A 24,159-nucleotide genomic window follows, 5' to 3' on the forward strand; every position below is an offset into this window, starting at 1 on the left:
CGGGTATTTTTTTGGGCCAGGGATTTGTGGTGAATGTGAGTCCGCCCTCGCGGGCAAGCCCGCTCCCACAGTTTTTGCGGCGTTCACAAATCCCTGTGGGAGCGGGCTTGCCCGCGATGGCAATTGCCGGGAAAACAAAATGCCCTGACCCGGACACAAAAAAACCGCCACCCCTGATCCAGGCATGGCGGTTTTTTTCATGGCAAATCAGATCCGCGAACGCACCCACCCCGCCACTTCCGAGTGAATCCCTTCCACTTCGCCCAGCAACCCCGCCATGCGCATGAAGTCATGGGTCATCCCCGGCTGCTCCAGCAACGTCACCTCATTCCCCGCCGCACGCAACAGCTCGGCATACGCCAGCCCTTCGTCACGCAGCGGATCATACCCGGCCAGGTACACCAGCGCCGGAGCCACGCCTGACAGATCCGCTGCCAGTAAAGGCGAGCAACGCCAATCCGCCAGGTCATCCGGCGTGCGCCCGTAATGCGCGTAGAACCAGTCCAGCGTTGGCGTCTCCAGCAAATAGCCCTCGGCGAAATCGCGGTGCGAGGCACGCTGGGTGGTCGCATCCGTCACCGGGTACAGCAACACCTGGGCCTTGGGTTTCAACGCCAGTTCTTCAGGCTCACGCACTGCCATGATTGACAACACCGAGGCCAATGTTGCGCCCACGCTGTCACCGACCAGCGCCACCCGATTCGCGTCCAGCCCCCGCGCTGCGCCTTCGCGCACCAGCCAGTTGCCGGCATCGCAGGCGTCCTGCACCGGCGTCGGGAAACGCCATTCCGGCGCCAGTCGGTAATCCACGGTCAACAACGCAAACCCGCCTTGCGAGGCCAGTCGCCGGCACAGCGCATCATGGGAATCCAGGCTGCCGACCACATAGCCGCCGCCATGGAAATACAACACCACCGGCTGCAAGCCGTCGGCCGCTCGCCCATCGCGATACACCCTTGCCGACAGACTGTGGCCATCCCGCGCGGCAATGGTGAAGTCCTCGCAGGTCACGCTGTCCAGCGGCACATCGAGAAACCCTGACGACGCTTCAAAATCGATCCGCGCCTGTTGCGGAGTCTGTTCATGCATCGCGCGACTTTTACCGGTCATCCGGCCGAACTCGGCGAGTTCGAGAAATGCTTCAAGTTCTGGCAACACGGCCATGGGACGAATCCTTCTACACAAATAGGTCAATAATCGAGCAATACAAAATATTCTGATCAACGCGAACCCTGTGGCGAGGGAGCTTGCTCCCGCTGGGCGGCGAAGCGGCCCCCTTATCCCTAAGAAGAAGGGGACTGCTGCGCAGTCCAGCGGGAGCAAGCTCCCTCGCCACAATTGTTTTTATGCAGTGACCATGCGTCGTTCCAACAAATCTTCCAGCTCATCAAGCAACTCATCACCACGCAACAGCTCGTAGTGCCCGCCAGCCAACAAGCGATCAACCCCATGACCACCAACCTGAGCCTCGAACACCCGGCGCTCATCGTCGCGTTCGGCCACCCACCAACGATGGGCCGAGGCCTTAATCGCCGGCAGTTGCCGATGCGCCAGCGCCAGTTGCTTGAGGCGCGAGCCGGTGGCGAAGATCTGCGTGAGCTCCCCCGCGCCCAATGCGGCTTGTTCATTGGAACCGTGCAAGGCGGCTTCAATCACGGCAGTGGAGCCCTCGCGTTCACTCAAGCCAGCGGCTTTCAGCGCGATCAGCACCTGAGCCTCATCGGCGGGCAAACCGAGCACAAACTTCAGGAAATCACCGAGGTCCTCGCGCCAGTCCCCCGCTTCTGCGGTGCCGGCTACATAGCTGTCGACCAACCCGGCAAACGCCACGGTTTCACCTTGGCTTTCCAATTCGTGGGCTACCAACTGCGTCAACGCGCCGCCCAACGACCAGCCCAGCAAGTAATACGGCCCCTTGGCCTGCTGACTGCGAATCCGTTGCGCATAGGCTTGCGCCATGGCCAGCAGCGATTCGTCCTGCCAGTGTGGGTCAAGCAACATGCGGCATTGCACGCCGTACACCGTGCGCCGTCCTTCCAGTCGGCGGGCCAGCGGTTCGTAGTCGAACACCGTGCCGAAACCGGCGTGCAGGCAGAACAGCGCCGGCACATTGGGGATCCGCGCATTCAGCGCCAGCAGTGGGTCCGGCGCCGCTGCAACCGGTTCGGCCGCCTGATAGCCACTGAGTTCGGCGATGCACGGTTTCTGCATCAGGTCTCGCAGCTTCAACTCGAAGCCCAGTTGCGGCTGACTGCGCACCCGCGAGATGACTTTCAGCACCTGCAACGAGTCGCCACCCAGTTCAAAGAAGTTGTCGTCGATGCCCACTTGCGGCACGCCCAGCACCTCTTGCCAGATTGCGGTCAACGCGGTTTCCAGATCGCTGCGCGGGGCGCGATAGCCGCCAAGCGCCCATTCAGGCGTCGGCAGTGCGCGACGATCCAGCTTGCCGTTGGCCGACAGCGGGAAGCGCTCCAGCACCATGATCCGCGCCGGCACCATGTAATCGGGCAGCTGCGCTTGCAGTTCAGACTTCAAGCGACGATCCAGCCCGACCGCACCGGTCGCCACCACATAACCGACCAATTGCTTGCCGGTCGGCGTGTCGTGCACCACCACGGCCGCATCCTGAACGCCGACGCAATCGCGCAGACGCGCTTCGATTTCGCCCAACTCAATGCGGAAACCACGGATCTTCACTTGCTGGTCAAGCCGCCCCAGGTAGTCGATCAACCCGCACTCGCGCTGGCGCACCAGGTCGCCGGTGCGGTACATGCGACCACCAGCCTCGAACGGATCTGGAATGAAACGCTCGCCGCTCATGCCTGGACGCTGGTGGTAACCGCGCGCCAGGCATTCGCCGCCCAAATACAACTCGCCACTGACACCGACCGGCAACGGATTGAGGTCGGCGTCCAGCACATACAAACCCCGCCCGGCCACACCACGACCAATCGGTGCATACGCCGCGTCGCAGGTTTCGCTGGCCTCGGCGCGCCACAACAAAGGCGTGACCACGGTTTCGGTCGGCCCGTAACCGTTGACCAGACGCTGCGGACGCAAGGCGCGCTTGACCTGTTCGAAGCTGGCCTCCGGCACCGCGTCGCCGCCAAAGCAATAAACCTCGACGGCTGGCGGATTACCCAGGCGCTCAGCCACTTCGGCCATCTGTTGCAGGTACGCCGGCGGGAAGCAGGCCACGGTGACGCCGTGACGCTGCATCACTTCGAGGGTTTGCTCCGGGGTCCACAAACTGTCCTCGCGGATCACCAGGCTGCCACCGGCCAGCATCACACTCAGCCAACGCTCCTGCGCACCATCGAAGGCGAACGACATGAAGTGCAACTCACGGCTGCGCGGTGCCAACTCGTAGAGTTCGATGATGCCGCGGCAATGCCGGGCAATCGGCCCCCGCGCCACGGCCACGCCTTTCGGCTGGCCCGTGGAACCGGAGGTGTAAATCAGGTACGCCAGGTGCCCCGGCAACGGATGGGAAACCGGGCACGCAACGTTGTCGGCAACGCTCAATTGATCCAGCAGCAGACGTGGCGGGCTGTCGGCCAGGGTCAGTCGACCACCCAGATTGCTGTCGCAGAGCAACAGGCTGGCTGCCGAATCGCTCAGCATGTAGGCCAGTCGCTCGGCCGGGTACGCCAGGTCCAAAGGCAGGTAAGCCGCCCCCGCCTTGAGCACCGCAAGGAACGCGACGATGGTGCGCTCGGAACGCGGCAACGCTACCGCCACCAGACTCTCAGGGCCAATACCGCGAGTGATCAACTGCTGCGCCAGCCCATTGGCCTGCGCCTCAAGCTCGGCGTAACTGACTTCGCGATCTTCACAGATCAAGGCGATTTTCTGCGGCTGCGCTTTGACGTGTTGATTGAACGCGTGAAGTAAATCAGCGCTGTTGTCAGACGCCTGCGGCAGACTCAAACGCGCTTGCGGCAAGCCGATATTGCCGAGCAGGCAGGAAGCATCCTCCGGCAACGCACGCAACAACCCTTCCAGCTGCGCACGAATCCGCTCGACTTCAACGTCACTGAAGCGATCACGCAGGAACAGGTATTCGACTTCCAGGCCTTCTTCGTTGGCGCTGACCATCAAGTCCATCGGGAAGTTGGTCACCCCGCCGCTGCCGACTTCGGCAAAGCGCAGCTCACCTTCCTCGCCCCCTTTCAAGGCACGGTCCACCGGATGGTTTTCAAAGACGATGATGCTGTCGAACAAGCCCTGGCCACCCTGCCCGGCCCAGCGCTGAATGTCCGACAACGGCGTGTGTTCGTAGTCGCGCACCATCAGGTTGTAATCCTGCAAGTCGCGCAGCCACTCGCCCAACGGCTGTTGCGGGTCGAGGGTCTGAATCACCGGCAAGGTGTTTATGAACAGGCCGAGCATGTCCTGCGCCCCGGCCAGCCCGGTCGGGCGCCCCGCCACCGTGGCGCCGAACGCGACACTGCGCTGACCGCTGTGGCGTTGCAGCAACAGCAGCCATGCGCCTTGTACCAGCGTGTTCAGTGTCACGCGTTGACGCTTGGCGAAGCTGTGCAGTTTGCGCGTCGCCTCGGCGTCGAGGTTGCTGTACATCACGCCGTGACCGGAACCTGCGGCACCGGAAGCCTTGGCCAGAATGGTCGGTTCTTCAAGCAGCGCCAGGCGCTCACGCCAGAAGCCTTCGGCTTGCGCACCGTCCTGGCGTTGCAGCCAGGCGATGTAGTCGGCGTAGCGACCGGTCAGGGTCGGCAGGCTGTCGTTGTGGTACAGGCGCAGCATGTCGCCCAACAGGCGCGAAGCACTCCAGCCGTCCAGCAACAGGTGATGGTAGATCCAGATCATCTGGTAACGGTCATCGCCCAGACGCACCAGGATGAAACGCATCAACGGCGGGCAGCTCAGGTCGAAGCCCTTGGCCTGTTCCGCAGCCGCCAGTTCGCTCAGCGCCTGCTCGGTGTCGGTACGGTCGCGCCAGTCGAGTTCTTCGATCGGCAATTCAACATCGGCGAACACCGCTTGCAGCGGATCGGCCAACCCATCGCGCCAGCGGAAAGCGGCGCGCAGCACTTCATGACGCTCGACCAGCGTCTGCCAGGCCGCACGGAAACGCGGCACCTGCAAGCCATCGACCGCCACGCTCAGCTGGTTGACGTAGGGGTTGAGCTCCGGTGAATCGAGGCAATGGAACAGCATGCCTTGCTGCATCGGCGACAGCGGATACAGGTCTTGCAGACCTTCACGGGCAGCGATGTCGATGTGCGGCACCAGCGAGAAAGCTTCGACTTTGTACGCTTCGATCAGCGTTGCTTCACGGCGGCTGGCGACGGCGGCGAGTGCACGGATGGTCTGCTGCTCGAACAGTTGTTTGGGGCTGAACACCAGCCCGCGCTGCCCGGCACGGCTCACCGCTTGCAGCGAGATGATCGAATCACCGCCCAGCTCGAAGAAGTTCTCGGTGACGCCCACCGACTCCAGCCCCAGCAGTTCCTGCCAGATTTCCACCAGCAAGGCTTCGGCGGGCGACGCGGCGGCCACGTGATCGTGATTCTGCCGCGTGGCTTCCGGCGCCGGCAGGCCTTGGCGATCGAGCTTGCCGTTCGGCGTCAGCGGCAACGCGGCCAGGCACATCAAATGCGCCGGCAGCATGTGCGCCGGCAGACGGCTGCGCAGGTGAGCCGTCAGCGCTTCACGCAGATCCTGCTCATCGGCAAGCGGATCGCGTGGCACCACGTAACCGACCAACTGGCGGCTCACCGGCCCTTCGCGGTCGATCACGAAGGCTTCACGCACGCCTTCGTGTTCCAGCAGGCAGGCTTCGATTTCGCCGAGTTCGATACGGAAGCCGCGAATCTTCACTTGCTGGTCGATACGCCCAAGGTATTCAACGACGCCGTCGGCACGGAACCGCGCGAGGTCGCCGCTACGGTACAAACGCGCACCCGGCACGAAGGGATCCGGCACGAAGCGTTCAGCGGTCAGGTCCGGACGTTGATGGTAACCACGGGCAACGCCTTCGCCACCCAGGTACAACTCGCCCGCGACGCCCACCGGCAACGGTTGCAAACCGCCGTCCAGAATGTAAGCGCTGCGGTTCCCCACCGGCCGGCCAATCGGCATGAACGCCGAGTCGAATTCGGTATCCGGGTACGCCAGCCAGATCAGCGGCGTAATCACCGTTTCGGTCGGACCGTAGCCGTTGATCAGACGCTTGGGTTGCAGCACTCGCTGGACTTCATCGAACGCGTGCTTCGCCATGCCTTCGCCGCACGGGGTGTAGGAACGGATCGGCAAATCACGCCCCGCTTCGCCCATGAAATCGGCGATTTGCGACAGGTAGGTCGGGGTGAAACAGGCAATGGTGATGCCGTGTTTTTCGATCTCCGCGCAGGTGCGCTCCACGCTCCACAACTCGTCGTCGCGTGGCATGACTGCCGAACCGAACACCAGCGGCGTCAGCCAGCGTTCGTGGGCACCGTCGAAGCTGATCGAGGCGAATTGCAACTCGCGGTCGTCCGGGGTCATGCCGTACAACTCGCCGATCGACAGGCAATGCATGGCCAGCGGACCGTGGGCCACGCTGACGCCTTTTGGCCGCCCGGTGGAGCCCGAGGTGTAAATCAGGTACGCGAGGTTTTCGCCGCAGGTCAGGTTGACCGGATTGCTGTCCGCCATGGACTCCAGCGGCTCGCGGTCGATTTCCAGCACCGGCAGGCCTTCGGGCAACGGCAGTTTTTCCCGCAGCCACGACTGGCTGATCATTAGCGAAATGCCGCTGTCTTCCATCAGGTAACGCAGGCGTTCCGTCGGGTAAGCCGGGTCCAGCGGCACGTAGGCGCCGCCGGCCTTGAGGATCGCCAGCAGGCCAACGATCATTTCCGGCGAACGCTGCATCGCCAGGCCAACCCGCACTTCCGGGCCAATGCCCAGTGCGCGAAGACGATGGGCCAATTGGTTGGCGCGGCGGTTGAGCTGGTCGAAGCTCAATTCCAGATCGTTGAAGATCAGCGCTGTGGCGTCCGGGCGTATGTCCGCTTGAGCCTCGATCAACTGATGCACGCAGAGCGGGTTTTGCGCGGCCGTGAATGCCGGGTTCCACTCCACCAGTTGTTGTGCGCGCTCCGGCGCGGTCAGCAGGTCCAGTTCACTCAACGCAGCGTTTGGTGCGGCGACCATCGCCGCCAGCAGCGCGGCCAGATGCTCGCTCATGCGAACAATCGCTTCGTTGCTGAAATGCGCGCACTGGAAGCTCCAGTTCAGGCTCAACTGACGTTCGGCGGTGGCCGCCAGGGTCAGCGGAAAGTTGGTGCGCTCATGGTTCTGCGGAATCGAGAAGCTCAAGCCGGCCGGCGCGCCTTGTTGCAGCGCTTCGGCGACCGGGAAGTTTTCGAACACCAGCAGGCTGTCGAACAGCGGCTCACCGGCACGCCCGGCCCAGCGCTGAATGTCGCCGAGGGCGGTGAATTCATGCTCACGCAATTCGAGGTTCTGCGCCTGCAAGCGGATCAACCATTGGCCGACGCTTTCGACCGCGTCCGGGCTGCTGATCACCGGCAAGGTGTTGATGAACAGACCGAGCTGGCTTTCGGCACCCGGCAAGTCCACCGGACGCCCCGCCACGGTCGCGCCGAACGCGACACTGCGCTGGCCGCTGTAGCGTTGCAGCAACAGCGCCCACGCCCCTTGCACCAACGTGTTGAGGGTGACTTTTTGCTGACGGGCAAACTCGCTGAAGCGTTGGCTGGTAGCGACGTCGAAGGTCTGGCGATGGTCGGCAAACTCCATCGTCGACAGATGTTTACCGTCGCCATGGGCCAGGCTCTGCGCCAGTAACGTCGGGTTGTCGAGGGTCGCCAGCTGCTCGCGCCAGAAGATCTCGTCGGCGTGCGCATCCTGACGTTGCAGCCAGCCAATGTAATCGGCGAAACGCCCGGTCGGTGCCTGCACATCCTGCCCGGCATAACGCTGCAAGACCTCGCTCAGCAGCAGCGAGTTGCTCCAGCCATCCAGCAACAGGTGATGGTGGGTGTAGATCAGTTGCTGACGGTCATCGTCCAGCCGCACCAGCGTCAGGCGCATCAATGGCGCCCGGGTCGAATCGAGTTGCAGGCGCTCATTGTCGATCAGCTCAATCAATGCGTCGGCCTGATCGCTGCGGCCACGCCAGTCGAGGCACGTCATCGGCAGTTGCAGATGACGATGGACCAATTGCACCGGCGCCTCAAAGCCCTCCGGGAAGTGGAAACTGCTGCGCAGGATCGGATGGGTGTCGAGCACCGCTTGCCAGGCGCGGCCAAGACGTTCGGCGTCGAGGCCACGGGCTTCGACGCTGAGCTGATTGACGTACGCGCCGGACTCCGACTCGTACAGGCTGTGGAACAGCAAACCGGCCTGCATCGGCGACAGCGGGTACAGGTCTTCGATCTGTGCCGGCGGCACCGGCAATCCATCGAGTTGCGCCTGGGTCAGGCGTGCCAGCGGGAAGTCCGCCGGGGTTACGCCGCCCGCACCGTCGCTCAGGCAATGGGCGATCAGCGCCAGCAATTCGCGTTGATAATCTGCGGCCAGTGCTTCGATTTCACGTTGGTCAAAGCATTCGAGGCTGAAGGTCCAGTCGAGTTTCAGTTCGCCGCCATACACCTGACCGTCCACCGACAACCAGTTCGGCAACGGTGCATCCGCCGATTGCGCAGCACCGCTGGATTCCGTGGCCGGTTTGAACAGGGCGTCTTCGGCGAAGCTCTGGTCGAACTGCCCGAGGTAGTTGAAGGTCACGCGCGCTTGCGGCAACGCCGCCAACGCCGCTTGGGTCGAGGCATCGCCCATGTAGCGCAGCAGGCCGTAGCCCATGCCTTTGCCGGGGATTTCGCGCAGTTGCTGCTTGATCGCCTTGATCGAGCCCGCCAGGTCGGCGGTCGGCGTCAGGCGTACCGGAAACAGGCTGGAGAACCAGCCGACGGTGCGGGTCAGGTCGATGTCGTCGAACAGCTCTTCGCGACCGTGGCCTTCAAGCTGAATCAGCGCCGAGGCGTCGCCGGTCCAGCGGCTGAGGGTGCGGGCCAGTGCGGTCAGGAGCAAATCGTTGACCTGCGTGCGGTAAATCGCTGGCGCCTGTTGAAGCAACTGGCGGGTTTGCTCGCGGTCCAGGCCGATACTCACGCCCTGGCGCAGATGCCCGGCCTGACTGGCTTGGGCATTGGCAGCGGGCAGCGAATCATTGGCGCCGCTCAGTTGCGCCTGCCACCAGTTCAGTTCACCGGCAGCCGCTTCGGAGCGTGCGTACACCTCGAGTTTGTCGGCCCAGGCCTGGAAAGCGCTGGTCTTCGGTGGCAGTTCTTGCCCTTGGTAAGCGGCTTGCAAATCTTCCAGCAACACCCGCCACGACACACCGTCTACCGCCAGGTGATGGATCACCAACAGCAACCGCTGCGAGCCATCGGCCTGAGCAATCAACGCGACGCGCAGCAACGGCCCGTCTTGCAGGCTGAGGCTGCGTTGCGCTTCGTCGCACACCGATTCCAGTGAGGCCTCATTGGCGACGCGAGCGGTCCAGAGCATGTCGATGACATCGGCGCTGTCCGAGCCGACATAACGCGCCGACCATTGACCATCGACCTGACTGAAACGCAAACGCAAACGCAGGGCATCGTGCTGCTTGAGCAAGCGTTGCAGCGCCGCTTGCAGGCGCGGCAATTCGAGGGTTTCGCGGGTTGTCAGCAACACCGCCTGGTTCCAGTGCGCGCGTTGCGGGATCGGCTCGTCGAAGAACCAACGCTGAATCGGCGTGAGTTTTTGCACGCCGTCGACCGGCCCTTGTTGCGCCAGCGGTGCCGCTTGTTCTTTGACCACGGCGGCCAGCGCTTGCAAGGTTTGCTGCTGGAACAGGTCACGGGGTTGCAGGCTCAGGCCGGCGCGACGGGCGCGGCTGACCACCTGGATGGAAATGATCGAGTCGCCGCCCAGTTCAAAGAAGTTGTCCTGACGCCCGACCTGCTCCACGCCCAACACGTCCTGCCAGATCTGCGCCAGCACCTGCTCATGTTCGCTGCGTGGCGCTTCGAAGGCACGTTGGCTGATCTGCGCGGTCGGCGCGGGCAGGCGTTTGCGGTCGAGTTTGCCGTTGGGGCTCAGGGGCATTTGCTCGATCAGCACGGTCTGCGCCGGCACCATGTAGTCCGGCAGGCTCGCCAGCAGATGGCTTTTCAGGGTTTCACGCCAGGCGCCTTGTTGCTCGGCATCGACGCTGACCAAGGCTCGATCTTGCGGCACGATATACGCAACCAGTTGCTTCCCGCTCGGGCCATCGAGGGCCAGCACCACGGCTTCCTGCACCTCGGTATGTTCTTGCAGGCGCGCTTCGATTTCGCCCAGCTCGATACGCAAACCGCGAATCTTCACTTGGTGGTCGATGCGCCCGCAGTAGTCGATGGCACCGTCAGCGCGATAGCGTGCCAGGTCACCGGTGCGGTACAGGCGCTCGCCGCTGCCAAACGGGTCGACCACGAAACGCTCGGCGGTCAGCGCACCACGACGGTGGTAACCGCGCGCCAGGCCGACGCCGCCCAGGTACAACTCGCCCACCGCACCCAGCGGTAACGGTTGCAGTTCGCTGTCGAGGATGCAGGTGCGCAGGTTGGCGATCGGACGGCCAATCGGCACGCTGTCGCGGCCTTCTTCCACGCAGGTCCAGTGGGTCACGTCGATGGCCGCTTCGGTTGGGCCATAGAGGTTGTAGAGCCTGGCTTGCGGCAGACTGCGCAACGTCTGGCGTTGCAGCTCCATCGGCAGCGCTTCACCGCTGCAAATGATCCGCTGCAACGAGGTGCAGGCCAGCGCCTCGTCGGCACCGATGAATGCGGAGAGCATCGACGGCACGAAGTGCAGCGTTGTGATCGACTGCTCGACGATCAACGCGGCCAGGCGTTGTGGATCGCGGTGCTCGCCGGGGGCGGCAATGACCAGGGTGGCGCCTTTCATCAGCGGCCAGAAGAACTCCCACACCGACACGTCGAAACTGAACGGCGTCTTTTGCAGCACGCGGTCGCTCGGCTGCAAGTTGTAGGCTTCCTGCATCCACTCCAGACGGTTATGCAGCGCCACATGGCGGTTGCCGGCGCCTTTCGGTTTGCCGGTGGAGCCGGAGGTGTAAATCACGTAGGCGAGGTTTTCTGCGACCGCAAGGTTCGGCAGATCGGTGCCCGGCAAATCGCTCAGCCAATCGGCCTCGGCGTGCAGGCACAGGGTGCGTACGTTGTCCGGGGTCGGCAGTTGCGCCAGCAAATGTTCCTGGGTCAGCAACAAGGAGATGCCGCTGTCTTCGATCATGTAGCTCAGACGATCAACCGGGTATTCCGGGTCCAGCGGCACATACGCGCCGCCCGCCTTGAGAATCGCCAACAGGCCGACGACCATTTCGAACGAACGGTCGCAGGCAATCCCTACGATTACTTCCGCGCCGACGCCCTGGGCACGCAAGTGATGGGCCAAGCGGTTGGCGCGCAGGTTCAGCTCGGCGTAACTCAGGGACTGGCCCTGGAACACCAACGCCGTCGTTTCACCGTTTTCAACCACGCGTTCTTCGAAATGCCGCTGCACGCAGGCTTCGCCCGGATAGGCCTGAGCGGTGTCGTTTAGGTCATCGAGAATGCGCAGACGCTCATCGGCGTCCAACAATGGCAGCTCCGCGAGCGGGCATTGCGGATTGGCGAGTACACCGGCCAACAGGTTGCGCCAGTGACGTGCGAGGTGCTCGATGCGTTCAGCGTCGAACAGATCGGTGGCGTAAGTCAGGCTGGCGAACAGCTTGTCGCCCTCCTCCTGGGTGTCCAGTTGCAGGTCGAATTGGGTGGTGTGCGCCGTGGCGTTCAATGCCTCGACGCGCAGTCCGGCGAGCAAGCCGCTGACCGCCGCCGGTTTGGCTTGCTGGTGGTTGAACATCACCTGGAACAGCGGGCTGTGGCTCAGGCTGCGTTCACCTTGCAGCGCCTGCACCAGTCGCTCGAACGGCAAGTCCTGATAATCCTGGGCATCCAGCGACGCCGCGCGGGTCTGGTCGAGCAATTGGCTGAACGGCAGACGTCCATCGAGCTCGGCACGCATCACCTGGGTGTTGACGAAGAAGCCGATCAGGCCACGGGTTTCCGCACGATTGCGGTTGGCAATCGGCACACCAACGCGCAGATCGGACTGGCCGCTGTAGCGATAGAGCAGCGCCTGGAAACTCGCCAGCAACAGCATGAACGGCGTGACGCCGCGCTGTTTGGCCAGGCTCATCAGGCCGTGGGCCAAGGTCGCGTCGAGGGCGAAATCCAGACGCGCACCGCGCTGGCTCGGTTGCGCCGGGCGTGGACGGTCAGTCGGCAATTCCAGCAGTGGTTGTTCGCTGCTCAGGGTTTCACGCCACCAGTTGAGTTGACGCTCCAGCTCCCCCGCTTCCATCCAGCGGCGTTGCCACATCGCGTAGTCGGAATACTGGATCGGCAAGGCTTCCAGCGCAGCGTTCCGGCCTTGGCAATGCGCGGCGTAGAGCCGGGAAAACTCTTCAACCAGCACGCCCATCGACCAGCCATCGGTGACGATGTGGTGCAGGGTCAGCAACAGCACGTGGTCTTCGGTGTCGAGCTGCAACAAGGTGACCCGCAACAACGGACCGTGCTGCAGATCAAACGGCCGGGCGACGTCCTGTTCGACGCTGTTCATCGCCTGATCGAGGCGCTGATCCTGAGGTTCGCCGCGCAGGTCAATTTGTTCGATGGGCAGCGAGGTGAACTCGGCCAGCGTCTGCACGACCTTCCCGTCGTCTTCGACGAAACGGCTGCGCAGGCTCTGATGCCGCTCCAGCAGCCCATCGAAACTCTGCTGCAACGCCGCGACATTCAGCGGCCCGTGCAAACGCAAGGCGGCCGGAATGTTGTACGCCGAGCTCTGTGGATCAAGTTGCCAGAGGAACCATTGGCGTTGCTGCGCGTACGACAGTTCGAAGGTGGTTTGCGGCTCGGCGGCAGGCGGAATCGGCAGTTGGCCGAAGCTCACGCCCTGCTCTTGCATTCGGGCCAAAAATTCGCGGCGTTTGTCGGCAGGCAGGCCGACAAAGCGGCTGGCGATGCGCTGGGCAGTGGTGCGTTCCATCAATTGATCTCCATCTCGTCGAGAAGCGACTCAAGCGCATCAAGACGTGCATCGTTGTCAGCCGGGGCGTGTTGCCCAGCCATGGCGGCATAAGCTTGAAGGTCGGTGGATTCGAACAGCGCGCGCAGCGGCAGCTCGATGCCCAGTTCCAGTTCCACACGGGCACTGGCCTGGGCGGCGAGCAGCGAATGCCCGCCCAATTCAAAGAAGTTGTCGCGTCGGCCGATCTGCGCCACGCCCAGCACGTCGGCCCAGATCGCGGCCAGTTGCTGTTCGAGGTCGCCCTCGGGGGCTTCGAATGGACGTTGCCATTCCTGGGCATCCGGCACCGGCAGCGCCTTGCGGTCGAGCTTGCCGTTGCCGGTCAGTGGCAAGGCGTCGAGCAGCAGCCAATGGCTCGGCACCATGTAATCCGGCAGATCCACCTTGAGCGCGGCGCGCAGGTTGTCGCGCCAGGCGATCGGGTCAGTCGGGGTCTGCTCGGCGACAACGTAGGCGCAGAGCTGCGGCCCGCCGTCGCTCGAATGCACGCTCAACACCGCTTGACGCACGCCCGGCTGGGCCAGCAGCGCGGCTTCGATTTCGCCCAGCTCGATGCGGAAACCACGGATCTTCACTTGCTGGTCGATGCGCCCGAGGTAATCGATGCTGCCGTCGGCACGCTGACGCGCCAGGTCGCCGCTGCGATAGAGCCGCTGCGAGGCGTCGAACGGGCTCGGCACAAAACGCTCGGCGGTGAGGCCGAAACGCCCGTGATAACCCCGCGCAAGACCGGCGCCAGCGATGTACAACTCGCCCGCCACGCCCACCGGCACTGGCTGCAACTGGCTGTCGAGCAAGTACCAGCGCAGGTCGCGGATCGGCAGGCCGATCGGGCTCTGGGCCTTGCCGTCGAGATCCGCCAGACGGATGGCGCGGTAGGTCACGTGCACCGTGGTTTCGGTGATGCCGTACATGTTGACCAGGGTTGGCTGCTGATCGCCGAAGCGTTCGAACCAGGGACGCAGGCTCGCGACTTCGAGGGCTTCGCCGCCGAAAATCACCTGGCGCAGCGCCATGTTTCGTGGGCTGGTGCAGGCAACCGGCAGCAATTGGCGGAACGCGGTCGGGGTCTGGTTCAACACCGTCACGCCCTCATCACAGAGCAACCGATGGAATTCTTGCGGCTCGCGGCTGATGTAATACGGCACGATCACCAGACGCCCACCGGTGCACAACGAACCAAACAGCTCCCACACCGAGAAGTCGAAGGCATAGGAATGGAACAGCGTCCAGACATCGTCCGGACCGAAGTTGAACTCGCCAGCAGTGGCCGTGAGCAGACGCCCGACGTTGCCATGGCTGAGCAATGCGCCCTTTGGCCGACCGGTGGAACCGGAGGTGTAGATCACGTAGGCGAGGTTGTCCGGGGTTGCCAGCGCTGGCAGGTTGGCGTCACTGAACCCATCCAGCTGCAACGATTCCAGGCTCAGCACCTGCACGCCGTCGCGGGCTGGCAAACCGTCGATCAAGTGTTGTTGAGTCAGCAGCAGCGTGATGCCGCTGTCTTCGATCATGTAGCTCAGGCGCTCGGCCGGGTATTGCGGGTCGAGCGGCACGTAGGCGCCGCCGGCCTTGAGAATCGCCAGCAAGCCGATCACCAGCGGCATCGCCCGCTCGGTGGCGATGCCAACCCGCACTTCGGGGACGACGCCCTGCTCGCGCAGTTTGCGCGCCAGTCGGTTGGCCTGGGCGTTGAGCGCGGCGTAGGTCAGTTGCTCGCCTTCGTAAGTCAGTGCAACAGCGTTCGGCCGTTGTGCGGCTTGCGCTTCGAACAATTGATGCAAGGTCGGCGACGTCGGTTGTGCCTGGAACGCAGGATTCCAGTGCTGCACCAGGGCAGCTTGCTGCGCCCCATCAATGATCGGCAGTTCGGCGACGCGTTGCTGTGGATCGCTGACCACCGCGCGCAGCAGGTTCAACCACTGCTCGGCGAGGCGCTGCATCGACGCTTCGTCGTACAGATCGGTGGCGTAGGTCAGGCTGGCATCGAGTGTTTCGCCCTGCTCCTGAGTGTCGAGCACCAGGTCGAATTGCGTGGTGTGTTGCTGCCAGTGCAGGCGCTCGACCTGCAAATCTGCAACCGTGCGCTCGACACTCGCGCCCAACTGCTGCTGGTGGTTGTAGAGCACCTGGAACAACGGGCTGTGATTGAGGCTGCGATCTGGCTGCAAGGCATCGACCAACTGCTCGAACGGCAAGTCTTGATTAGCCTGCGCGCCCAATGCAACTTGTTTGACGTGTTGCAGCAAGGTGCTGAAGGGCTGCTGCCCGTCGATCTCGGCACGCAACACCTGGGTGTTGATGAAGAAGCCGATCAGGCCTTCGGTTTCGAGGCGCGAACGACCGGCGCTCGGCACGCCGACGCTGATGCTCGACTGCCCGCTCTGGCGATGCAGCAAGGTCTGGAAACTCGCCAGCAACAACATGAACAAGGTCACTTGTTGTTCCTGGGCGCGTTGACGCAAACCGCCGAGCAACTCGCGATCCACGTTGAGCATCAGGCTGGCACCGCGCTCGGTGCGACGGGCCGGACGGGTCAGTTCGCTCGGTAATTCCAGCGGTGCCTGGCTGCCGGCCAGTTGCTCGCGCCACCACGTCAGTTGACGTGCGCCCTCGCCTGCCTCCAGCCAGTCGCGCTGCCAGCGGGCGTAGTCGCTGTAGTTCACTGGCAAGCTATTCAGATCGGCAGCACGATCTTCTACGGCTGCCTGATACAACGCGCTGAATTCATCGACCATGACCTGCATCGACCAGCCATCGGCGGCGATGTGGTGCACGGTCAGCACCAGCACGTGTTCGTCGGTGTTCGCTTGCAGCAGCAGCACGCGCCACAGCGGACCGTTGCGCAGGTCGAACGGGCGGGCGATTTCTTCGGCCACCGCCGTATCGACCGAAGACTGATCGAGCGTGCGGTGTTCCAGTTGCAGCGCCAGGTAGTCGTGCAGCACCGGGCGCGCCTGCTGACCATCCTGTTCGAACGTCGTGCGCAGGGTCTGGTGACGGGCCTGCAACCGGGCGAAGGCTTCGCGCAAGGCGTCGCGGTTCAGCGGGCCTTTGAGGCGCAGCGCGGCGGGAATGTTGTAGGCCGGGCTTTGTGGGTCCAGCTGCCAGAGAATCCATTGGCGCTGTTGAGCGTAAGACAGGATCGGCAGCTGATCGACCGCAGCTTGTTGCAGCAAAGGTTGACCGCTGACATTCACCAGTGCAGCCCGCTCGGCAAACTCCGCCAGATTCGCGGCCGAGAACAGGCTGCCCACCGACAGTTCGAGCTGCAACTGCTGACGCACCCGCGAGATCACTTGCAGCACCAGCAACGAGTGCCCGCCCAGTTCGAAGAAGTTGTCGTCGCGACCGACTTGCTCGACCTGCAACACGTCCTGCCAGATCAGCGCCAGTTGCGTTTCCAGCCCTTCGGCCGGAACCACGAAGTCGCGCTGGGCATCGCTGGCCTCGGCACGCGGCAAGGCTCGGCGATCCAGTTTGCCGTTGTTGTTGAGCGGCAGTTTCGGCAGCAGGATCAGGTGATTCGGCACCATGTATTCCGGCAGCGACTGACGCAGAGCGGCTTTTAGGCTTTCCAGATATTCAGCTTCAGAAGCCATCGCGCCGTTGGCCACGATGTACGCCACCAGTTGCGTGCCGTCCTGAGCGATGACCGCCGCTTCGCGCACGTCTTCACGGGCTTGCAGGCAGGCTTCGATTTCACCCGTTTCGATGCGGAAACCACGGATCTTCACCTGATGGTCGATGCGGCCGACGTATTCCAGATGCCCTTCGGCGTTGTAACGCGCCAGATCGCCGCTGCGGTACAGCCGCGCGCCCGGCTCACGGGCAAACGGGTCCGGCAGGAAACGTTCGGCAGTCAGCGCCGGGCGGTCAAAGTAGCTTTGAGCTAGGCAGGCCGAAGCGCCGATGCACAGTTCACCGACACCGCCGGACGGCAGCAATTGACCCGCCGCGTCCAGCACATACAGCGCACGTCCGGTGATGGCGCGACCGATCGGAATGCCGAACGCATCGCTGGCATCGTCGAGACGGCATTCATGCACGCTGGACACCACGGTCGCCTCGGTCGGACCGTAGGTGTTGAGCAATCGCACAGGACTCAAACCGGCCTGATGCCACAAGCGCAGACCTTCAACCGACATCGCTTCGCCGCCGACGTGAACCTGGCGTAAAGCACCGAGACCGCTGACCACGCCGCTCGCGCTTTCGCGGGCCAGCAAATACCAGTAAGCGGCCGGCAAGTCCGCCACGGTTACGCCGTGCTGAACGATTTCGGCAGAGAGACGACCGGCGTCCCACACCTCATCACCGCGCATGATCAACGCCGCGCCGACGCACAGCGCCGGAAAGCACTGCTCGACGAAACCGTCGAAGCTGAAGGTCGCGAACTGCAACACGCGATCCGACGCCGACAACAGCGAATAGTCGGCGGCGCTCTGGCAGAACTCGCGCAGCGCGGCATGGGCGATGGCCACGCCTTTGGGTTGGCCGGTGGAGCCGGAGGTGTAGATGATGTAAGCCAGATCGTCGGCGACCGCGTGGTTGTGCGGATTGCTGTCGGGGTAGTCGGTGCCGTCCTCAAGGCTGAGACGGCGCACGCCCGGCACGTCTTCCAGCAGACCGGGTTCGCACAGCAGCACGTCGAGACGGCTGTCGTCGATCATGTAGGCCATGCGTTCGTTCGGGTATTTCGGGTCGAGCGGCACGTAGGCGGCGCTACTTTTGAGCACCGCCAACAGGCTGACAATCAGCTGCGGGCCACGGTGCAGCGCCAGGCCGACACGCTTGCCCGGACCGGCACCGTTGGCCATCAGACGATGGGCCAGACGGTTGGCCTGAGTGTTCAATTGCGCGTAGCTCAGGCACTGGCCGTCAACCTGCAACGCTAGCGCGTCCGGGGTCGCGGCGGCCTGCGCGGCGATCTGCTCGTGGGCCAAAAGTGCGGTGGACAACTCGATTGTCGGCGGTTGGCTGATCGCGAGCAGCGCATTTTTGCCATCGACGTCGAGCAGTTCCAGCGCGCCCAGTGCCGCGTCCGGCTGCGCCACCAGTTGCGTCAGCAGGTGCTGCAAATTGGCCGACAACTCAGCGACCTGAGCAGCACTGAACCGCGCCGCGTCGTAGCTGAAATCCAGGCTCAGGCCTTCGCCCAATTCGATGCCCAACGTCAGCGGATAGTGGGTGCGTTCGTGATTGTGCAGGTTGCCGAACGACAACCCGGCCGGTGCGCCCTGTTTCAATGCTTCGGCCACCGGGAAGTTCTCGAACACCAGCAGGCTGTCGAACAACGCCGAACCCTGCTGCCCCGCCCAACCCTGAATGTCGTAAAGCGGCACATGCTCGAATTCGCGCATGGCCAGGTTCAGCCCTTGCAACTCGCCCAGCCATTGGCTGACGGTGCAGTCCGGCTGCATCGCGCAGACTAGCGGCAGCGTGTTGATGAACAGCCCGAGTTGCTCTTCGATCCCCGGCAGCGGCGCCGAACGCCCGGCGACCGTGGCCCCGAACACCACGCAATCCTGACCGGTGTAGCGATGCAGCAACAGACTCCACGCCCCTTGCAGCACGGTGTTGAGGGTGACTTTCTGCTGGCGGGCAAACTCGGCCAGACGCTGGGTGGCGCGGCTGTCGAGGGCGACGCGGTATTCCTCGCTGCCTTCGGCGCCTACCGGTGGGCGCAGCGCTTCGGCCAACAACGTTGGCGCTTCCAGCGGTGCCAATGCCGCTTTCCAGAATTGCTCGCCAGCGATGGCGGATTGCTGCTGCAACCAGCCCAGGTAATCGCGGTACTGCCCGGTCGGCGCCGGCAGCGACTGACCGGCGGCATAGTGCTGGATCACTTCGGCGAGCAACTGCGCGTTGCTCCAGCCGTCCATCAAAATGTGGTGACTGGTGTAGATCAGGTGCCAGTTATTGGGCCCCATACGTACCAGCTTCAAGCGAAACAGCGGCGCGCTGCCCAATTCAAAACCTTGTGCACGTTCGGCGTCGGCCAGCGCATCGGTGTCGGTGGCGTCCAGCACTTCAAGCGGCAACGCGACCTGACGGACAATCGCCTGATGCGCGGTGTCGAGGCCTTGCCAGTGGAAGCGGCTGCGCAGGATGTCGTGACGCTCCAGCGCGGTTTGCCAAGCGTGGGCAAAACGCTGCGGGTCGAGGCCTTGAATGTCCAGACGCAACTGGCTGATATAGGCGCCGACTTCGGGCTCGTACAGGGTGTGGAACAGCATGCCCTGCTGCATTGGCGACAGGGGATAAAGGTCTTCAAGAGTCGCGACCGACAATTCGTCGAGTTGCGTCTGGCTGATGCGCGCCAACGGGAAATCCGACGGCGTGGCCTGGGCGATCTCGAGGGCGCAGCAATGATCGATCAGCGCAGTGAGCTCCCGGGCGTAATCGTCCGCCAGACGCTGGATGGTCGCCGTGTCGAACATCTCGCGGATGAAACCCCAGCTCAGCGCCAACTCGCCGCCGTAGACCTGGCCTTCGACCGTCAGCCAGTTGCCCAACGGTGCCGAAGGATCCTGGGCCACACCGCTGCCTTCGGTGGACGGCACGAACAGCGCGGCATCGTCGAACTGACGGTCGAACTGCCCCAGGTAGTTGAAGGTAATGCGCGGTTGCGGCAACGCGGCCAGTTCGGCGCGCATCGCCGGCGTGCCGAGGTAACGCAGCGCGCCGTAGCCGAGGCCTTTGTCCGGCACGGCGCGCAATTGTTCCTTGATGGTCTTGATCGACGCGCCGAGGTCACTCGACGGCATCAGGTTGACCGGGAACAGGCTGGTGAACCAGCCGACGGTGCGGGTCAGGTCGATGTCGTCGAACAGGTCTTCACGACCATGGCCTTCGAGCTGAATCAACGTGCTGCCCTGCCCGCTCCAGCGGCACACCGCCCGTGCCAGCGCAGTCAGCAGCAGGTCGTTGACCTGGGTGCGATACGCCGCCGGAGCCTGTTGCAGCAGTTTGCGGGTTTGCTCGGCGTCGAGTTTGATCTCGAGTTTGTGCTCGAAGCGGTTTTGCAGCGCGCCGTTCGGACGGTCACACGGCAAATCGGTCGGTGCGTCGCGCAGCCGGGCCTGCCAGTGACCGAGGCTGTTTTCAAACGCTGGCAAATGATCTTGCAGACGGGCAACCCAGCGTTGATAAGTGCTGGTTTTCGCCCTCTTCACGGCGCTGCCGCTGTAGAACTGCTGCAGATCCTCCAGCAGCACGCGCCAGGAAACACCGTCCACCGCCAGGTGATGGACGACCAGCAGCAGACGCTGAGAACCGTCCGCCATCGCCACCAGCAGCGCCCGGATCAACGGGCCATTTTGCAGATCGAGGCTGCGTTGGGCTTCATCGCACACCGCGTTGAGCGCTTCGACCGATTGCGCCTGACGCTGCCACAACACCGACTCGGTGGTCGGCGCCGCATAGACCTGCTGCCAGCCTTCAGCGGTCTGCTCGTAACGCAGGCGCAAGCTGTCGTGATGGGTCAACAGTTGCTCAAACGCGCGATCCAGCATCTCGACGTTCAATGCCTCGCGCGGCACCAGCAGCAGCGACTGGTTCCAGTGCTGACGCTCGGGGATCGATTGTTCGAAGAACCACTGTTGTACCGGCGCCAATGCCACCGCGCCAACGGCCGGGCCTTGATCGATCAGCGGTTGTTCGCCGCTGCGGGCAGCCTGGGCCAGGCTGCGGACGGTCTGGTGCTGGAACAGGTCCTTGGGGCTCAACACGATCCCGGCCTGACGCGCACGGCTGACCACTTGCATCGAGACGATGGAGTCGCCGCCCAACTCGAAGAAGTTGTCTTCAAGGCCGACGTTGTCGATGGCCAACACTTCCTGCCAGATCGCGGCGAGGGCTTTTTCCATCGCCGTGCGCGGTGCGACGTGTTCGCGCTGTTGCTGCGAACCATCAATTGCCGGCAAGGCCTTGCGGTCGAGTTTGCCGTTGGGGGTCAGCGGCAGCTGCGCGAGGAACAGCAGGAACGCCGGGACCATGTAGTCCGGCAAGTGCAGACGCAATGCCGCTTTCAGGGATTCACGCAGGGTTGCTTGCGCATCCGCGTCGTCCAGCAACGCCGGATCGGTCGGCACAATGTACGCCACCAGTTGCTGACCGTTGACGCCGTCCTGCGCCAACACCGCCAGCTCGCGCACGGCCGCTTGCTGCAACAGCCGCGCTTCGATTTCACCCAGCTCGATGCGGAAGCCACGAACCTTGACCTGATGGTCGATGCGTCCGACATATTGCAGCGAGCCGTCGGCCTGATAACGGGTCAGGTCGCCGGTGCGGTACAGGCGTTCACCGTTGCTGGCGAACGGGTTCGGCACGTATTTTTCGGCGGTCATGCCCGGACGTGCGAGGTAACCACGGGTGATGCCCGCGCCCGACAGGTACAGCTCGGCGGACACGCCTTGTGGCACGGGTTGCAGGTCGGCATCCAGCAAATAGCTGGCGGTGTGCTTGAGCGGGCGGCCGATGTTCGCGCGACCGCCCGCCTCGCGGCGAGTCCAGGTCGAGTAGGTGGTGTCTTCCGACGGACCGTACAGGTCGTAGACGTGCTCGACGGTTGGCTGCTGATACAGCGCCTCAACGAGGCTTTGCTTCAGCGGCTCGCCAGCGAGGTTGATGATGCGCACGCTCGGCGGAATCTGCCCGTCGCGCTGCAAGGCGTTGATTGCCGACGGCACGGTGTTGATCAGGCGCACCTGATCCCGGGCCGGCAGTTGCGGCAGTTCCAGGGCGTTGCGGGCGATGATCACCGAGCCGCCGTTGGCCAGGGTCACAAACAGCTCCCACACCGACAGGTCGAAGCACACCGAGGTCGAGGCCAGCACGCCCTGGATGTCTTCGCGGCTGTACACCGATTTAGACCAGTCGATCAGCGCCAGCACGTTGCGATGGGCGATGGCCACGCCTTTGGGTTTGCCGGTGGAGCCGGAGGTGTAGATCACGTAGGCCAGGTTGTCCGGCGTGACGCGGGCGACCGGCGCGCTGGTTGGGTAAGCGGCCCACGTCATATCGTCCATCAGCAACACTTGGGTATCGGCTGCCACCGACAATGTCGCGGCAACCGATTGCTCGGTCAGCAGCACCAGGGCGCGGCTGTCTTCGAGCATGTAGGCGACGCGTTCGGCCGGGTAATCCGGGTCCAGCGGCACGTAGGCGCCACCGGCCTTGAGCACGGCGAGCAGCGCGACCAGCAAGTTGTCGGAACGCTGCATGGCCACGCCGACCCTGACTTCCGGGCCGACGCCCAGTTCGATCAGCTTGTGGGCCAGGCGATTGGCCTGACCGTCGAGTTCGGCGTAGGTCAGATGCTGGGTGGCGAAAGTCACCGCCAACGCGTCCGGGCTGGCCGCGACTTGCTGGCTGATCAGTTCATGAATGCACAGGTCCTGCGGGAAGCTTTCATCGGCACGATTCCAGTCATGCACGATGCGCTGGTATTCGGTGCTTTCCAACAACGGCAAATCGCTGATGCGTTGCTGTGAATCGCTGACCATGCCCTGCAACAGATGCGTCCAGTGCTGCGCCATGCGCGCGATGGTCGCGGCGTCGAACAGGTCGTTGGCGTAGGTCAGCGCGGCGTGCAACTTACCGCCCTTTTCATAGGTGTCGAGGGTCAGGTCGAACTGCGTGGTGCGCCCTTCCCACTCGATCACGCCCAGCGCCAGGCCGGAGGCGGTGCTGACCGTGGAAATGTCCGCGACCTGCGGCTGGTGGTTGTACATCACCTGGAACAGCGGCGTGTGGCTGAGGCTGCGTTCGAGTTTCAGCGCCTCGACCAGGCGCTCGAATGGCAGATCTTGATGGGCCTGGGCGCCGAGGGCGGTTTCCTTGATGGTGCGTAGCAATTCGTCGACGCGGGTCTGGCCGTCGAGCTTCGTGCGCAGCACCTGAGTGTTGACGAAGAAGCCGATCAGACCTTCGATTTCGCCGCGGTTGCGGTTGGCAATCGGCACGCCGACGCGGATGTCGGTCTGCCCGGTGTAGCGATGCAGCAGCGCATTGAAGGCGCCGAGCAACAGCATGAACAGGGTGATGTTGTGCTTCTGCGCCGTAGCCCGCAGCTGCTCGGCCAGTTGCGCGTCGACCGCGAATTCGTAACGGGTGCCGCGATAGCTCGGCATCGCCGGGCGCGGGTGATCGGTGGGCAGTTCCAGCACCGGGTGCTCGTCGCCCAGTTGCGCCTGCCAGTAATCGAGCTGGCGCGCCTGTTCGCCCGCCTCCAGCCAGCGGCGCTGCCACAAGGCGTAGTCGCTGTACTGGATCGGCAACGCTGCGAGTTGCGGTTGCGTGCCCGCCTCGAAGGCGTCGTAGCAGCGGATGAATTCATCGATCAGCACGTTCATCGACCAGCCGTCGGAAACGATGTGGTGCAGGGTCAGCAGCAGGACGTGTTCTTCGTCGGCGAGCTTGAGCAAGGTGACGCGCAACAGCGGGCCGACCGACAGATCAAACGGCAACACCGATTGCTGCTCGGCCGCCTTGGCGACGGCCACTTCGCGCTCAGCGGCCGGTAACGCACTGAAATCCACCTGATCGATGACCAGCGGCGCGCTGGCCGGCACTTGCAGCAACGTGTCGTCGGCCTGGCGCTGGAACACCGTGCGCAGGGTTTCGTGACGCGCCACCAGGCTGGCGAAGGCCTGTTCCAGCGCCGGCAGGCTCAAACGCCCAGTCAGACGCACCGCGCCGGGCAGGTTGTAGGCGCCACTTTGCGGGTCCAGATGCCAGAGAAACCACATGCGTTGCTGGGCATACGACAGCGCCTGGCGATCCTCGGCTTCGACGCCGGCAGGAATGGGGAACCGGGCGAAATCAACGCCTTCCTTTTGCAAGGCCGCAAGGAACATCTGGCGCTTTTCCAGGGGCAACCCGATAAACCGGCGAGCAAGTTTCAAGGAGTCTTCAGCATTCATTTCTAAGCATCCGGATCAGTGGCGGGAAGCACAAAGGCACGTCGTCCCTATAAAACGAATGCAGGCCGGAAAAATT

Annotated in this window: 3 protein-coding genes; all 3 read right to left on the reverse strand. The window is 63.5% G+C overall.

Annotated elements, in window-relative coordinates; genetic code table 11:
- Positions 1-207 precede the first annotated feature (207 nt).
- Complete coding sequence (locus tag ACA075_RS20650; protein ID WP_497295023.1) at positions 208-1,164, reverse strand: alpha/beta hydrolase; 957 nt, start codon at positions 1,162-1,164, stop codon at positions 208-210.
- Between the two features lie 180 nt (positions 1,165-1,344).
- Positions 1,345-13,116, reverse strand: a complete 11,772-nt coding sequence (locus ACA075_RS20655; RefSeq protein WP_497295024.1) for a non-ribosomal peptide synthase/polyketide synthase — start codon at positions 13,114-13,116, stop codon at positions 1,345-1,347.
- Complete coding sequence (locus ACA075_RS20660) at positions 13,116-24,083, reverse strand: amino acid adenylation domain-containing protein (protein ID WP_497295026.1); 10,968 nt, start codon at positions 24,081-24,083, stop codon at positions 13,116-13,118. Before ACA075_RS20660 ends, ACA075_RS20655 begins: the two co-directional genes overlap by 1 nt.
- Between the last annotated feature and the right edge of the window lie 76 nt (positions 24,084-24,159).

Source organism: Pseudomonas sp. LBUM1663 (assembly GCF_059695905.1).